At 44.1% G+C, this 14,993-nt stretch carries 13 protein-coding genes, 1 riboswitch and 1 other annotated feature; of the genes, 2 read left to right on the top strand and 11 right to left on the bottom strand.

The annotated features are described in order from the left end of the window. Nucleotides 1-7: 7 nt before the first annotated feature. A complete protein-coding gene (locus OCU28_RS04700; RefSeq protein WP_261817185.1) occupies nucleotides 8-502 on the top strand; it encodes a YchJ family protein in 495 nt (164 codons plus the stop codon). A 61-nt stretch (nucleotides 503-563) separates the two neighbouring features. Here OCU28_RS04700 and hisIE read toward each other — a convergent pair whose 3' ends face one another. The 9 genes from hisIE to OCU28_RS04655 all read right to left on the bottom strand — a co-directional run bounded on the left by hisIE (nucleotide 564) and on the right by OCU28_RS04655 (nucleotide 9,599). After that, nucleotides 564-1,211, bottom strand: a complete 648-nt coding sequence (hisIE, locus tag OCU28_RS04695) for a bifunctional phosphoribosyl-AMP cyclohydrolase/phosphoribosyl-ATP diphosphatase HisIE (protein ID WP_261817184.1) — start codon at nucleotides 1,209-1,211, stop codon at nucleotides 564-566. Next, nucleotides 1,208-1,981: an imidazole glycerol phosphate synthase subunit HisF gene (gene hisF, locus OCU28_RS04690; protein ID WP_261817183.1), complete on the bottom strand. Its 774-nt coding sequence runs from the start codon at nucleotides 1,979-1,981 to the stop codon at nucleotides 1,208-1,210. The genes hisIE and hisF overlap by 4 nt, the downstream gene beginning before the upstream one ends. Further along, nucleotides 1,963-2,700: a 1-(5-phosphoribosyl)-5-[(5-phosphoribosylamino)methylideneamino]imidazole-4-carboxamide isomerase gene (hisA, locus tag OCU28_RS04685; protein WP_261817182.1), complete on the bottom strand. Its 738-nt coding sequence runs from the start codon at nucleotides 2,698-2,700 to the stop codon at nucleotides 1,963-1,965. Before hisA ends, hisF begins: the two co-directional genes overlap by 19 nt. Beyond that, nucleotides 2,700-3,314: an imidazole glycerol phosphate synthase subunit HisH gene (gene hisH, locus OCU28_RS04680; RefSeq protein WP_261817181.1), complete on the bottom strand. Its 615-nt coding sequence runs from the start codon at nucleotides 3,312-3,314 to the stop codon at nucleotides 2,700-2,702. The genes hisA and hisH overlap by 1 nt, the downstream gene beginning before the upstream one ends. A gap of 11 nt (nucleotides 3,315-3,325) precedes the next feature. Then, complete coding sequence (hisB, locus tag OCU28_RS04675) at nucleotides 3,326-4,399, bottom strand: bifunctional histidinol-phosphatase/imidazoleglycerol-phosphate dehydratase HisB (protein WP_261817180.1); 1,074 nt, start codon at nucleotides 4,397-4,399, stop codon at nucleotides 3,326-3,328. Nucleotides 4,400-4,423: 24 nt separating this feature from the next. After that, complete coding sequence (hisC, locus tag OCU28_RS04670; RefSeq protein WP_261817179.1) at nucleotides 4,424-5,473, bottom strand: histidinol-phosphate transaminase; 1,050 nt, start codon at nucleotides 5,471-5,473, stop codon at nucleotides 4,424-4,426. A gap of 11 nt (nucleotides 5,474-5,484) precedes the next feature. Continuing rightward, entirely contained in the window at nucleotides 5,485-6,777 is a 1,293-nt protein-coding gene (hisD, locus tag OCU28_RS04665) for a histidinol dehydrogenase (RefSeq protein WP_261817178.1), read from the bottom strand. 3 nt (nucleotides 6,778-6,780) lie between these two features. Next, entirely contained in the window at nucleotides 6,781-7,677 is an 897-nt protein-coding gene (gene hisG, locus OCU28_RS04660) for an ATP phosphoribosyltransferase (protein ID WP_261817177.1), read from the bottom strand. 48 nt (nucleotides 7,678-7,725) lie between these two features. Beyond that, nucleotides 7,726-7,854 (bottom strand) — a sequence feature (His leader region). A gap of 155 nt (nucleotides 7,855-8,009) precedes the next feature. Next, complete coding sequence (locus OCU28_RS04655; RefSeq protein WP_261817176.1) at nucleotides 8,010-9,599, bottom strand: Na+/H+ antiporter NhaC family protein; 1,590 nt, start codon at nucleotides 9,597-9,599, stop codon at nucleotides 8,010-8,012. An 88-nt stretch (nucleotides 9,600-9,687) separates the two neighbouring features. Next, nucleotides 9,688-9,870: riboswitch (Lysine riboswitch) on the bottom strand. 374 nt (nucleotides 9,871-10,244) lie between these two features. Between OCU28_RS04655 and OCU28_RS04650 the strand changes: the two genes are divergently transcribed. Beyond that, nucleotides 10,245-10,661 carry an H-NS family histone-like protein gene (locus OCU28_RS04650; protein WP_261817175.1) on the top strand — a complete coding sequence of 139 codons (417 nt, stop codon included), beginning with the start codon at nucleotides 10,245-10,247 and terminating at the stop codon, nucleotides 10,659-10,661. A gap of 64 nt (nucleotides 10,662-10,725) precedes the next feature. Here OCU28_RS04650 and OCU28_RS04645 read toward each other — a convergent pair whose 3' ends face one another. Further along, the gene (locus OCU28_RS04645) at nucleotides 10,726-12,027 is read right to left on the bottom strand and encodes an inosine/guanosine kinase (protein WP_261817174.1); all 1,302 of its coding nucleotides are present in this window, start codon (nucleotides 12,025-12,027) and stop codon (nucleotides 10,726-10,728) included. 174 nt (nucleotides 12,028-12,201) lie between these two features. Continuing rightward, the gene (gene topA, locus OCU28_RS04640) at nucleotides 12,202-14,829 is read right to left on the bottom strand and encodes a type I DNA topoisomerase (RefSeq protein WP_261817173.1); all 2,628 of its coding nucleotides are present in this window, start codon (nucleotides 14,827-14,829) and stop codon (nucleotides 12,202-12,204) included. Nucleotides 14,830-14,993: the final 164 nt, after the last annotated feature.

The following is a 14,993-nucleotide window of genomic DNA, read 5'->3' as shown; positions in this document are numbered from 1 at the left end:
AGTCCACATGAGCTTAATCACTACCCACGCCTGTCGCTGTCACAGCGGTAAGACTTATCAAGATTGCTGCTATCCGATACACCAAGACCCTAAACGAGCCCTTACCCCCGAGCAACTTATGCGTGCAAGATATTGCGCCCATGAATTAGAACTGGTTGATTTTGTAGTGAGTACCTATCACCCCAGTTGCAATGCACACCTTGAGCGTGATGCTATCGCAGAATCCATTGCCGGAGACTGGTGTTTATTGGAGGTGGTTGAATCTCAACAAGGTAGCTCTGATAGCGAGGGGTTTGTTACCTTTAATGCCTATTTCAACGAAGATAAAAGACGTTATAGCATGACTGAGAAGTCACGCTTTAAAAAAGAAGGTGGCTTATGGTATTACCTAGATGGTGAAATGTACGATTTTCCACTGCCTATCAAAAAGCCTCAGCTCGGGCGTAACGACCCTTGTGTTTGTGGTAGCGGTAAAAAATATAAGAAGTGCTGCGCCAAATAATGCTATCAGCAGAAAGTAAAAAAGGCCCGTAAGGGCCTTTTGGTTGTGAGAACCATTGAAATTATTTATGGCGCTCTTTTAGCTTGTCAATAACATCGCTAAGTGACAACCCTTGATCATTTAGAAGCACAAGCAAGTGATAAATCAGATCGGCAGATTCACAAACTAATTCCGCCTTATCGCCCGACGTCGCCGCAAGCGCGACTTCAACGCCTTCTTCGCCCACTTTCTGCGATATACGCTTGGTACCGCGAGCATATAAGCTTGCTGTGTAAGAAGAATCTGGGTCTGCATTTTTTCGTTCGGCTAAAAGGGTTTCAAGTTGAGACAGCCACACCAATTGTGACTCCTCGCTCGCATCGCCGTCCCAACAAGTCGTCGTTCCGGTGTGACAGGTTGGGCCAATCGGCAAAACCTTTACGAGCAGCGTATCTTGATCACAATCTAATGCGATACTTTTTAATCCCAGTGTATTTCCTGAGGTTTCGCCTTTAGTCCATAAGCGCTGCTTAGAGCGCGAGAAAAAGGTTACTAGTCCAGTTTTGGCTGTTTCTAATAGCGCATCTTGGTTCATGTATCCCATCATCAACACTTGGCTAGAGCTATAGTCTTGAATGATAGCTGGCACTAAGCCATCTATTTTTTGCCAATCAACGCGCTCAATTAACGCTTGAATATCTTCGGGTTGAGCACCTACTGAAAAGCTCATAGTCTGACCTCTATGGATTGAGATTTTAAATACTGTTTTAGTTCACCAATATTGATGACTTGCTTATGAAATACCGATGCCGCTAATGCACCATCGACATTGGTCTTTTGGAAGGCCTCTGCAAAGTGGGCCATTGCGCCTGCACCACCAGATGCGATCAATGGCACCTGACAAACCTCACGCACCATATTGAGCTGTGTAAGGTCATAGCCATTTCGAACACCATCTTGGTTCATCATATTAAGTACGATTTCACCAGCGCCACGCTTTTGAACCTCTTGTACCCAGTCACGAGTCTGCCATGAGGTCACTTTAGTGCGCGCTTCATCACCAGTAAACTGATGTACCTGATACAGGCCAGTTTGTTGGTCGAAGTACGAATCAATACCCACTACGATGCACTGTACGCCAAACTTATCAGCAAGACGGGTAATCAGGTCTGGATTGGCTAACGCTGGGGAGTTGATAGATACCTTATCTGCACCAAACTCAAGAATACGTGATGCATCTTCAGCCGATTTAATACCGCCAGCAACACAAAAAGGGATATCGATAACTTCAGCCACGCGAGCTACCCAGCTCTTATCGACTACACGACCATCACTAGATGCTGTAATATCGTAAAACACTAACTCATCAGCACCTTCTTGTGCATAACGCTGAGCTAGAGGAACAATATCGCCAATTATTTCATGGTTGCGAAACTGAACCCCTTTAACCACTTGCCCATCACGAACATCAAGGCAAGGTATTATGCGTTTTGCCAGCATGAGAAAGCCTCCTCAGCAGTGAATTTTCCATCCAGAAGTGCTCGGCCGACAATAACGCCTTTCACACCCGTATCCTTTAGAGCGCTGATATCGTCAAGGGAACCAATGCCGCCTGAAGACTGGAAGTGAACCTGTGGATACAGCTTACAAAGATCCGTATAAAGCTCGACATTAGAGCCAGTTAACGTGCCATCTTTGGAGATATCAGTACACAGTACATGCTTAAGACCAACGGTCAGAAAGTCCTCAATCAAGGCTTCAATCGTTACCCCTGAGTCTTCTTGCCAACCTGAGATAGCAACCTTACGATTGCCAAGCTCATCAATATTTACATCTAATGCCAATACGATATGCTCTGGCCCGTATTTAACCATCCACTCTTTAACCATGGCTGGGTTTTTAACCGCTGTGGAGCCAACAACTACGCGCTCGGCGCCTGCATTACGCAGGTCTTGTACGTCTTGCTCGGTGCGAACTCCGCCACCAATTTGAATGTTAGCCGGTGTGCTCGCAAGCAATTTGGCAATCAGGTCTAACTGGCGGGCATTAGTGTCTTTTGCTCCGGTCAGATCCACAAGGTGCAGCCAATTTGCGCCAGCTTGGTGATAGAGATTGAACTGCTGCGCTGGGTCTACTTTATATTCAGTTACTTGACCGTAGTCGCCTTGATACAAACGGACTACCTGTCCTTCTATTAAATCTAATGCTGGAATAATCACTACAGCTCCAGGAAATTTTTGATCAATTGAGAGCCCGCTTTTGACGAGCGTTCAGGGTGAAATTGCACCCCATAATAGTTGCCACTTTGCACGGCTGCACTAAAAGACGAGCCATAATCACAACTGGCAATGGTATAGCTGCCAACAGGCATAGCGAAGCTGTGTACGAAGTAAAAATACTCGTCACTCTCTATTCCTTTAAATAAAGGATGGCCAGCTTTGGCAGTTACGGTATTCCACCCCATATGTGGTAACGGATACTGCTTACTGTCCAGTTTGCGAACCTCGCCCTCACAAAGACCTAGGCAAGGCACGATTTCATCAGCCTTTTGCCCTTTCTCTTCGGAAAACTGACCGAGAAGCTGCATACCAAGGCAGATACCAAGTACCGGTTTCTCTATCTGTTTAACCAGTTCAATCAGGTTTCTCTGCTCAAGGTTTTGCATGGCTTCACTTGCCGTGCCTACCCCTGGTAGAAATAATTTATCAGCACCAAGCACCACCTCTGGCAGCTTAGATATAGTCACTGGGTAACCTAAGCGTTCGATGGCAAAGCGTACCGAAGAGACATTGGCACAGCCAGTATCAATAATTACTACATTTTTAGATGTCATCTATTGTTCCCTTACAACATGCCTTTGCTGCTTGGCAGTTCATTTCCTTCAACCTTTATCGCTTGACGCAAGGTACGACCAAATACCTTAAATAGGCTTTCGATGATATGGTGATCATTCTCACCTGTTGAGGAAAGGTGTAATGTGCAAGCTAGTGCATCGGTTAATGAGCGGAAGAAGTGCTCCACCATCTCAGTAGAGAACTCCCCTACAGTTTCACGCTGGAAGGTAGCATCAAATTTGAGATATGCACGACCAGATAAATCTAATCCGCACTGAGCAAGACATTCATCCATCGGCAACGAGAAGCCAAAACGGCCAATACCACGTTTATCACCCAATGCTTCTTTCAGGGCTTGGCCTAACGCTAGCGCTGTATCTTCAATTGAGTGATGGTCATCAATATGCAGGTCGCCTTTTACATCAACCTTCATTTGGAATCCGCCGTGGGTCGCTATCTGATCAAGCATATGATCAAAGAAGCCCATACCGGTATTGATCTCGTTTCCACCCGCTTCATCAAGGTTTACCGCAACTCGGATGTCGGTCTCTTTAGTGGTACGTATCACCTCGGCAACACGCGGATTGGTCGTCAGTTTTTTAACAATCGCCGGCCAATTCATAGTTTCAGGGTTATATTGAATCCCCTCGATAGCCATGTTTTCAGCGAGTTGCAGATCGGTAACTCTATCTCCAATAACCGCTGAGGTTTTGAAATCCACTTTGCCCTGCTGCAGATACGGTTTAACCAAACCTAATTTTGGCTTACGGCACGAGCAGTTATCTTCGTTAAAGTGTGGGCAAATCAGTACCTCATCAAATATCACACCTTGAGACTCAAAGATGTGCATCATCATGTTGTGCGGCGCGTCAAAATCCGCCTGAGGGTAGCTGTCAGTGCCTAAACCATCTTGGTTAGTTACCATCACTAAGCGATAACCTGCATCTTGTAGCTTTAATAGACTCGGTATAACCAATGGTTCAAATACCAATTTATCTAATCTATCAACTTGGAAATCAACCGGTGGCTCAACAATTAAGGTTCCATCACGGTCAATAAATAAAATCTTCTGTGGATTGCTCATCACTGTTCCTTTTTCTAGAGCGTCCTACGCAACCGTAGTGAACTGTTGCGTAATAAATTCAATCGTTTTACTGCATTCCGTCTCATCGCCAACGCTGATGCGCACGCAGTCTTGTATCGGCGAATTACGTAAAATAATACCTGCATCCCAAGCTGCTTTAAATAGCGCATCACCGTCTGGAAATTTTACTAGTAGGTAATTACCATAGCCGGGAAACACCTCAACGCCGGGTAAGGCCGCCAAAGCTTGCTCAAGCTTGGTACGACTTTGAGTGATATTCGTCACCTGTTTGGCAGCTCGCGCCAGTCCTGATGCGGAAAGTGCTTGGACTGCAATGTCTGATACTGGGATTGGCACAGGGTATGGCGCTATCACCTTCAACAGAACATTAATCAGCTCTTCATTAGCCAGGGTAAAACCGCAGCGCAAACCAGCTAAGGCAAATGCCTTAGATAAGGTACGCAAAATTGCCAAATTTGGGTACTCGGATAATAGGTCTACTGTCGACGCTTCTGGACAAAAATCGATATAGGCCTCATCCATCACCACGATAGCACGGTCTTTGGTCATTTCTAATAATGAAACAATGTCTTCACGCTTGATAAGGTTTCCAGTTGGGTTATTCGGTGAACAAACAAAAACCAGTTTTACGTTATCAAGATTTTGTGCAATCGAATCTAGATCAAGCTGCCACTGCGGCGTCAACGGAACCAGTTTCCGCTCTACCCCTATTGTCTCAGCACTAATAGAGTACATACCATAGGTTGGTGGGCAATAAAGAATCGCGTCTTCGCCCGGTTCGCAGAAGGCGCGAATCAACAGCTCAATGCCTTCGTCAGCGCCACGAGATGTTAGCACCTGTGATGGTGTCACTCCTGCATAACTGGCATATGCGTTAATTAACGCTTCTGGTTGGCACTCGCTATAGCGGTTAAGACGAGAGGCTTCAATTTGATATTGATTGTTAAATGGGGATTCATTGGCATTGAGCCATACATCCCCGCTCCCCCCAATACGGCGAGCAGAAAGATAAGGAGTCAATGCCTGAACTTGTTTACGAGCTAACTTTTCCATGTCAACACTCCTTACTTGGCTTGCAGTTTTTCAACACGGATAGTTACAGCACGTTTATGCGCATCTAACCCTTCGGCATCGGCCATAGTTACCACCGTTGGCGCTAACGTAGCAAGCCCTTGCGAACTCAGTTCTTGTACCGTCATACGCTTGCTAAAATCAGCCAGGCCTAAGCTCGAATAAGTGCGAGTGTAACCGTAGGTCGGCAACACATGGTTAGTACCTGATGCATAATCACCAGCAGACTCTGGAGACCATTCTCCCAAGAAAATAGAGCCCGCGTTATCTAATAGAGGCAGCAGTTCACGAGGGTTTTTAGTCTGAACAATCAAATGTTCCGGACCATAGTAGTTAGAGATAGAAACCGCTTGAGTTATGGACTCGGCTATTATGATTAGGCTAGATGCAAGTGCTTGCTGTGCAATCTCACTACGGGACAACTCTTTGAGCTGGCGCTGTACAGCGTCTGTTACTTGATCTGCAATCATCACTGACGGCGTCACTAATACCACTTGTGAATCAGGACCGTGCTCTGCTTGGCTTAAAAGGTCGGCCGCAACAAAATCTGCATCTGCCGTCTCATCAGCAATAACCAGCACCTCAGAAGGACCCGCAGGCATATCAATGGCAGCACCTTTAAAGTCATTACTAATTTGGCGCTTCGCCTCGGTTACATAAGCATTGCCTGGGCCAAAAATCTTATCGACTTTAGCAACGCTCTCGGTGCCATATGCCATAGCCGCAACCGCTTGACCACCACCAAGATTATATACTTCATCGATGTTACACAGCTTAGCCACATACAGAATTTCATCTGCAATAGGTGGTGGTGAACACAATACAACCTTGCGACAGCCCGCAATTTGTGCCGGAACACCCAGCATTAAAACGGTAGAAGGCAATGGCGCACTGCCACCTGGGATATAAAGACCAACCGTGTTAATCGGGCGCGTTACTTGCTCACACACGACCCCAGGTTGAGTTTCCACCATGAGTGGCGGCAATTTCTGCGCAGTATGGAAGGTCGAAATGTTGCGATAGGCCTGCTCAAGAGCATCTTTCATCTCTTGAGAAAGGCGCTGTGCAGCGGTATCGATTTCGGACTGAGATACGCGAATATTATCTAGCTCAACCCCGTCGAACTTAGCTGTTAGGGTTTTAAGCGCCGCATCACCGTCTTTTTTAACCAATCCAACGACATCTGAAACTGCAGCCGTAATATTTGCGCCTTCAGTAATCGCCGGGCGTTGCAAAACAGAATTCTGTTGCTCTTCACTTAATGTTTGCCATGTAACCGTTCTCATGACTTACTCCATCATTTTTTCAATCGGTAGTACAAGAATAGAGCTTGCACCTAACGCTTTAAGTTGCTCCATAGTTTCCCAAAACAGATTCTCTGAGCTCACTAGGTGTACGGCAACCTTTGAATCATCTGATGCTAAAGGAAGAACTGTTGGATCTTCTGCACCTGGAAGCAGTGACTTGACCGCTTCCAGCTTTTCAAGGGGCGCGTGCAACATGATGTATTTAGATTCTTTCGCTTGCTGAACGCCTTGGATACGTGTCAGCATCTTGTCGATAAGGTCTAATTTTTCTTGCTCTTGAATACCATCGCGTTGAATAAGCGTTGCTTTTGAACGGAAGATAACCTCGGCTTCTTTGAGGCCGTTTGCTTCTAAGGTCGCACCTGTAGAAACAAGATCAGCGATGCCATCAGCAAGACCTGCGCGCGGTGCTACTTCAACCGACCCAGCAAGCATACACGTACTAAACTCAATGCCTTGCTTATCCATATATGCTTTCAATAGCTGAGGGTAACTTGTGGCAATACGCTTACCAGCTAAGTCTTGAGGACCGTTATAATCCATCTCTTTATCAACAGCAATAGACAGGTGACATCCACCAAAGTCCAAGCGACGAAGCGCTTTAAAGCTGTTTGGCTGACCAATCGCCTTACGCTCCAAACGCACCTCTTCTAATTCATTTTCTCCGATAAAACCTAAGTCAACCACGCCATCCATGATTAGGCCGGGGATATCATCATCACGCACTAGTAGAAGATCGATTGGCGTATTTAAAGAATGAGCAACAAGGCGTTCGCCCATAATATTAAACTGTACACCGCACTTTTTAAGAAGTTGTTGGCACTCTTTACTTAAACGACCTTTCTTTTGAATTGCAATTCTTAAACGTTGTGTTTGCATTGTGATCTCCCTATTACAGAGGTTAGCAATTTATTACTTTAAATTAATACGAAAAAACCCTTGGGGCTAGGCTCCAAGGGTTTAAATCGTAAATTTTTTTGATTTAACCTCCGGGAGCTTGTCTCCCGGATATGCGTACATCGCCCGAAAGACTAGATTGGGTGATGATGATGGTGGTGATTAATACCAATTGTACGCATAATTGTGGTCTCAATTTGTTTTGTTAAATACACACTAACTAAGCCAGTTAAACTTTGCAATAGTTAAAACAGGAAAAATATCGATTCCTATAAATAAATATTCTTATTCGCTAAATGATAAGCAAACGCTACCTATGCAACTGGACACACCTTCATTTTGGCGCGTGACAACATTGATAGCACGACACATAACATTACAAATGCAATTGAGGTTGCTATAAATGAAAGCAATACTGAGGCTGTAATGCCCAATACAATAAATCCGATACAAGAAATACTTGCTACCGCCAATGCATATGGAAGTTGTGTTTGCACATGATCAATATGATTACAGCGCGCACCAGTTGATGACAAAATAGTTGTATCTGAGATCGGAGAACAATGATCACCAAATACCGAACCTGCTAATACAGCACTTAGCATAGGTAACATTAAGGCTATATCTGTCGCCCCAGCCATATCACCGGCAATCGGCAACATAATGCCAAATGTGCCCCATGATGTCCCGGTAGAGAATGCCATAAGTCCAGCTAGCAAGAATAATATAACGGGTAACCAAGAGGTATCAATATTACCTTGCACTAAGCTCGACAAATAAGTCCCCGTCTTCATATCACCAATAACGCTACCAATTGTCCATGCAAACACTAAAATAAGGATGGCACCGAACATAGATCTCGCACCAATCCACAAGGTGCGAATAATCTCCAGTGAGGCTATCTTTTGTTTAAATACGGTGGCGAGAGCAACAATGAGGCCGACACTCGCTCCATATATAAGTGATACCCCTACATCGGTATTCTCAAACGCTCCAAGCATAGTGAATGTTATTCCAGACCCAGATAATGCTTGTGCCCCGGTGTACATCATTGCAGCAACGGTTGCGATAATTAGTGACAATATAGGCAGTAGTAGATCCAACATATGCCCACTATCGCTTTCTACAATATTTAGCTCATCATGACTGGCACTATCATCGTCTGATTTTGTATCAAACCCATACCCTTGAGTCGCTTCAATTTCATGTCGACGCATGGAACCAATATCAATGCGAAACCAAGCCACCACAAACACCATCAACAGCGCAAACACCGCGTAAAAATTCATCGGGATAAGGCGAACATAGGCCCCCAATGGTGAGTACTCTGTAATCCCATGTGACACTAAAATGCCACTGACGATAGTCATTATATATGCGCCCCAACTCGAAGCCGGAGTTAATACGCACATAGGCGCAGCCGTGGAGTCTAAAATATATGCAAGCTTTGCTCGCGACACATAAAAGCGGTCAGTCACTGGACGCGATACTGCTCCAACCGCAAGGCTATTGAAATAATCATCGATAAAGATAAATACGCCTAAGAGCGCGGCTAATAACTGGGAACCACGCTTACTCTTTACCCGAGCTTGCGCCCAGATAGCAAACGCCTTTGTGCCGCCCGATAGAGTCAGCAAGGCTGTCATCATACCCAACAGCAATAAAAAGCCGACAATACTCATATTCCAGGTATTAATACCACCATCTTCAATAAAAACTGCCAGTCCTTTATTAAAGATATAACCCGTTGCGCCTGACGCGGAAAAATCAGCAAGAAGTAGAGCGCCAACAATAATACCTGCGCCTAGGGAAAGTAATACACGACGAGTAACGATCGCCATGCCCAATGCCAAAATGGCGGGTAATAGCGATATAGGAGATGATGCAAAATCAATTAAATTCATGATCTTCTTATAACCAAATTAATAAGAGATCTACTGCAGATAGTTATTAATATCTATATAAAAAAGCAATCAGGTCGGTTCCCGATTACCCCACAGTAGCGCTCCATAGTTTAACGACAATAGACTATGGCAGTGTTGCCCCTTTCGAAAACAACCCCAGCAAAAGAGTTAGATATCCTCTTTCACTTCGGCGACATGCCCTTTCACCACCAATTACAACGGCATCACCCTATTGATGGCTAATTATGCAAATCGCTCCTCTACCTCACCACAGCATAAATCACGATTGATTATGCAACGGCGAATCAGGTGCACGGATTTTACTGTAGGCATAGAAAAATGCAATGAAAGATTTACTATTTGCAGTACTTTGCGACGTAGCCTTTGAGCAATTAGTGAAGAAGCACAAATATTCTATTATTTAAACCAGCGTTTCAAAATAAAGACATTCAGCTATCTTATATAAAGATAAACTTATTATTAACACCATTATCATATTAATACGTATCATATTGATGGACAGTTACAAATTGAAATAACTAAATCTCATTTATATATTAAAAGATTTGCCATCCTATATCTTTTGTAATAAAGCTATCTTATACTCGCTATATAAAGACCATTTTCAATCAACAGGAATGTATAATGTCTGAACTAACAAAAACTCTTCTTAATATTCGTAGCCTTCGCGCATTTGGCCGTGAACTGACTCTTGAGCAATTAGAGGAAGCATTAGACAAACTGACTATCGTTGTAGAAGAACGCCGCGAAGCTGAAGCCGAAGAACGTGCGGTTCGTGAAGAGAAAGAAAAGAAACTTGCTGAATATGCTGCGCAAATCCGCGAACAAGGTATCGATTTAGAAGACCTAATTGCTGCTATGGCAGGTGAAGGCTCAACTAAAACTAACAAGCAAAAACAGAAACGCGCTCCTCGCCCAGCAAAATACAAATATGTAAATGAGCAAGGCGAAGAGAAAACTTGGACAGGTCAAGGTCGTACACCTTCAGCTATCCAAACTCAATTAGAAGCGGGTGCTCAATTAGAAGATTTCTTAATCTAACTCATCTAATTCCCGCAATAAATAAAAAGCTCCCTGGGGAGCTTTTTATTTAACTAGATATTTCCTAACGTTCCCAATAAGCCTCCTCAAGGCTATCTTCACGCTCTGGCAAACCTTTTGATAAGCGAGGAGAGTGTTGTACTAATACCTCATAACTCGCTCTATTAGCGTATCTGCACACCTGAGAAAAAGAAGAATAGGTCAAGAATTCATAATTGTGCTTGCTAGAATTAGGCACATTTAACTTATGATATCTATTTGCTGACAGATCATGCAATAACGCGGATAATGCCGCATCTCCAGCGCCGTTGGTATTTTTGATTTTTTCAGGGCCGCCCATATATGGTGCAATATGCGAAAAAGCCTTTACTGGGTTAACACAGTTTTGTCTAAGAGCAGGTCGACTAAATTCATAGCGATTAAATTCGGCGATTTCACCAGGCAATAAAGGCAGCGTCGTTTCACGCTTTGCGCTATCTTCTGTATAACCTGCCATAAACAAGCCAATCGGTCCGGTTGTGCACAGTACTACATCTGCCCAATCAAGGGTTTTATCCGTCGCTAACAGAGGATCAGATAAACCAGTAAGTGCCTCAGCTTCATCTTCATTCATCGCGACGATAGATACATGCTCTGCAATAAACTTTTGCCAAAAGTCTGGGCAATCTTGAATCACAAACTTGGTACCTAGTGTTAAAACCACCGGTACCTTATATTTTTTAGCGTACTCTATCGCCTGCATAGTCGCTTCAGGCATAGGCTCACCTTGCTTGCAACGCAACAAGTATGAGGTCAGAACTAACGCCGATGCCCCCTCAAAGATGCTTTCAGGCACGTTGCTGGCATCTAGTTGGTTCATTTGACCTTCGCTAATAGCAAAGGTACGTTCGCCATCGTCCGAGATCAAAGTAAAGCAGCGTCCTATCGCACCATTTACACCTTGTAGATGATTCAGATCAACGCGGCTTGAAGTATTACATAAATAGCGAAAACCGTAGCTACCGATCTTAATATCTTCACTCATGACACCCAATAAAATAGATTTGTCATCAGCCAGAACAGAATAGTTGTGCAAGGTATTGCCAATAGTACCGCCAGCATACTCATTGGAAATCAGCTGAGCCTGCTTTAATTCGTTGTATAAAGATTCCGCTGTATCGTCATCAATAACTAATGAGTGCCCCTTGCTCAGACCAAACTTTTGAATAAACTCGTCGCTCACCTTAGCTTCGATATCAACCAAGGTTTGGTCAATTCCAATTACATAGGTTTGCTTTGTGGTATTCGGTGTTGATTTTGCAACTAAGGGATCGCGACTATTAACGGGAAAGTAATGTTTAGACTTACGTTGGCCAGGAAATTTCATGCCACTATTACATTCAAAGGATTCGATTTGATAATAGTAGACTTAGAGTTTTCACAGAGCAATATATCAAAATAACGCAAACGGTTGGCTCGATAACTTAATCTATCAACTGGACACTAAATAAACAAAAACCGCGGCATAAGCCACGGTTTTGATTTACTGAACGCTATTTATTTAGGCCTTCGGCTTTTTGCGTTTATCGGTAATTTCCCATTTACCATCTATAAATAGACCGGTCCATCCCGTTGGCTTACCGTCATTTTCACTGCGCACATAGTTCTCTTTACTCTTACGACTAAAGCGAACAACCGCAGGACGACCATCAGGATCATGCGTTGGAGCATCGGCTAGATATTGGAATTTTGGTGAAATACGATCTTTAAACTTAGCTAATTCTTCAACCAATGGTGCCCGTGTTTCACGTGATTTCGGGAAGTTACTCGCTGCCATAAACAGACCAGAAGCACCATCACGCAACACAAAATACGCATCCGATTGAGTACAAGGCAGTTCAGGGAAATGTACTGGGTCCTCTTTAGGAGGCGCGACTTCACCGTTTCTTAATATCTTACGAGTGTTCTTACAATCGTCATTGGTGCAGTCCATATACTTACCAAAGCGACCATTTTTAAGCACCATATCTGAACCACACTTGTCGCATTCGACCAGTGGACCATCATAGCCTTTAACCTTAAACTCACCGTGTTCAATAACGTAACCATCACAATTAGGGTTGTTACCACACACGTGTAGCTTGCGTTTTTCATCAATAAGATACGCATCCATTGCGGTTTCGCACACTGGACAACGTTTCTTAGCGCGTAAGGCTGCTGTTTCAGGGTCTTCTTCAAGGATATTAATAATACCCTCTTCATCCCCTAAGTTAATGGTGGTTTTACAACGCTCTTTCGGTGGCAGTGCATAGCCTGAACAGCCTAAGAATACACCTGTTGAAGCGGTGCGTATCCCCATTGGGCGTGAACAGGTTGGACACTCAATATCGGTCATAACGATATGGTTTTGTTCCATACCGCCATGCTCTGAATCAAGCTCCGCCTTTTCCAATTCAGTCGTAAAGTCGTTGAAGAAGTTATCCAACACGTTAGTCCATGCCGCATCACCTTCAGCAACCTGATCTAATTTTTGTTCCATTCGAGCGGTAAAATCGTAGTTCATCAGATCGCTAAAACTGTTGTTTAATCGATCAGAAACAATCTCACCCATTTTCTCAGCATAGAAACGGCGTTGATCTATCTTCACATAGCCACGGTCTTGAATCGTTGAGATTATCGATGCGTACGTTGAAGGACGACCAATACCTTTTTTCTCCAATTCTTTAACCAAAGCCGCTTCAGTAAAGCGTGCCGGTGGCTTAGTGAAGTGCTGTTTAGGATCCAGTTGCTTAAGCGCTAATTTATCGCCCAGTTTTACTTCCGGTAAAATCTGGTCTTCATTTTTCCCCATTGGACGTTGAACGCGAGTCCAACCATCAAACTTAAGGATACGTCCTTTCGCTTTAAGGGTAAATTCATCGGCTTTTACGCTAATAGTGGTTGAATCATATTGAGCAGGTGTCATTTGACATGCCACAAATTGATTCCAAATCAGGGTATAGAGTTTATGCGCATCGGCATCCACGCCTACGAGATCTTCAGACTTAACTTCAACATTAGAAGGGCGAACCGCTTCGTGCGCCTCTTGAGCACCTTGCTTGCTACCATAAACCAGTGGTTTTGCTGGTAAATACGCTTCACCGTATTCACTACCTATATATCCACGGGCGGCCTCAACAGCTTCTTTACTTAGGTTAGTTGAGTCAGTACGCATGTAAGTGATGTAACCGGCCTCATATAAGCGCTGAGCTAGCATCATGGTCTTTTTCACCCCATAGCCTAAGCGCGTACTCGCCGCTTGCTGCAACGTTGAGGTGATGTAAGGTGCAGATGGTTTACTCTTAGTTGGACGATCTTCACGCTTACATACTTCATATTCGGCATTTTCAAGAATAGACAGCGCCGCTTTGGTGTCCGCTTCGTTGGTCGGTTTAAAGCTTGTCCCATTGTGCTGTGCAACCATCAAACGGAAGTCTGATGCCGATTGCGTCAGGGTATCAGCATGGATGTCCCAATACTCTTCTGGGATAAACGCTTTTATCTCACGTTCGCGCTCAACCACCAGCTTAACCGCGACTGACTGTACTCGCCCTGCTGACAAACCACGTGCCACTTTTTTCCATAGCAGCGGAGAGACCATAAAGCCTACTACGCGGTCAAGGAAACGTCGCGCTTGCTGAGCGTTAACGCCATCCATATTAAGCTCGCCAGGACTTTCAAAGGCTTGCTGAATTGCATTTTTAGTGATCTCGTTAAAGACCACTCGCTTATATCGCTTTTCATCGCCACCGATGATCTCACGAAGGTGCCAAGCGATGGCTTCTCCCTCGCGGTCTAAATCGGTTGCGAGATAGACATGATCAGCATCTTTGGCCAATTTCTGTAGTTCTGATACTACCTTCTCTTTACCAGGTAGGATTTTATAATTCGCTTCCCATTCATTATATGGATTGATACCCATTTTCTTGATCAAGGACTTGCGATCTTTTTCTTTTTTAAGTCGTGCTTTTTCTTCAGCACTCAGTCCTTTTGTGGAGATTGGTTTTGCTTTCTCACCACTGGACTGCCCAGCCGTCGGTAAATCACGAACGTGACCGACACTGGATTTTACGATGTAGTCTTTACCAAGATACTTATTAATAGTTTTCGCCTTGGCTGGTGACTCCACGATAACGAGAGACTTACCCATAACTGAATGCTTTGTCCTATATATTAGGCACGACCACGCCGTGCTCTACAAAATTCTTTTTTTACTATTGAGCGAGATTTTCTGAAAATCAACCCATTTTTAGTGTTTTATTTCTAATCGCATGGGATTTAGCCAACACAATTTGCCATTAAACCTAAGTTTTA

The organism is Vibrio gallicus (assembly GCF_024346875.1).
Classification (GTDB): domain Bacteria; phylum Pseudomonadota; class Gammaproteobacteria; order Enterobacterales; family Vibrionaceae; genus Vibrio; species Vibrio gallicus.
The sequence above is the reverse complement of the archived record's forward strand: the minus strand, read 5'-3'. Positions and strand labels throughout refer to the sequence as shown.

Excerpts from the sequence above, each read along its gene's own strand:
- OCU28_RS04700 (WP_261817185.1), top strand. The coding sequence starts at position 8 with ATGAGCTTAATCACTACCCACGCCTGTCGCTGTCACAGCGGTAAGACT.
- hisIE (WP_261817184.1), bottom strand. The coding sequence starts at position 1,211 with ATGAGCTTTTCAGTAGGTGCTCAACCCGAAGATATTCAAGCGTTAATT.
- hisF (WP_261817183.1), bottom strand. The coding sequence starts at position 1,981 with ATGCTGGCAAAACGCATAATACCTTGCCTTGATGTTCGTGATGGGCAA.
- hisH (WP_261817181.1), bottom strand. The coding sequence starts at position 3,314 with ATGACATCTAAAAATGTAGTAATTATTGATACTGGCTGTGCCAATGTC.
- hisB (WP_261817180.1), bottom strand. The coding sequence starts at position 4,399 with ATGAGCAATCCACAGAAGATTTTATTTATTGACCGTGATGGAACCTTA.
- hisC (WP_261817179.1), bottom strand. The coding sequence starts at position 5,473 with ATGGAAAAGTTAGCTCGTAAACAAGTTCAGGCATTGACTCCTTATCTT.
- hisD (WP_261817178.1), bottom strand. The coding sequence starts at position 6,777 with ATGAGAACGGTTACATGGCAAACATTAAGTGAAGAGCAACAGAATTCT.
- hisG (WP_261817177.1), bottom strand. The coding sequence starts at position 7,677 with ATGCAAACACAACGTTTAAGAATTGCAATTCAAAAGAAAGGTCGTTTA.
- OCU28_RS04655 (WP_261817176.1), bottom strand. The coding sequence starts at position 9,599 with ATGAATTTAATTGATTTTGCATCATCTCCTATATCGCTATTACCCGCC.
- OCU28_RS04650 (WP_261817175.1), top strand. The coding sequence starts at position 10,245 with ATGTCTGAACTAACAAAAACTCTTCTTAATATTCGTAGCCTTCGCGCA.
- OCU28_RS04645 (WP_261817174.1), bottom strand. The coding sequence starts at position 12,027 with ATGAAATTTCCTGGCCAACGTAAGTCTAAACATTACTTTCCCGTTAAT.
- topA (WP_261817173.1), bottom strand. The coding sequence starts at position 14,829 with ATGGGTAAGTCTCTCGTTATCGTGGAGTCACCAGCCAAGGCGAAAACT.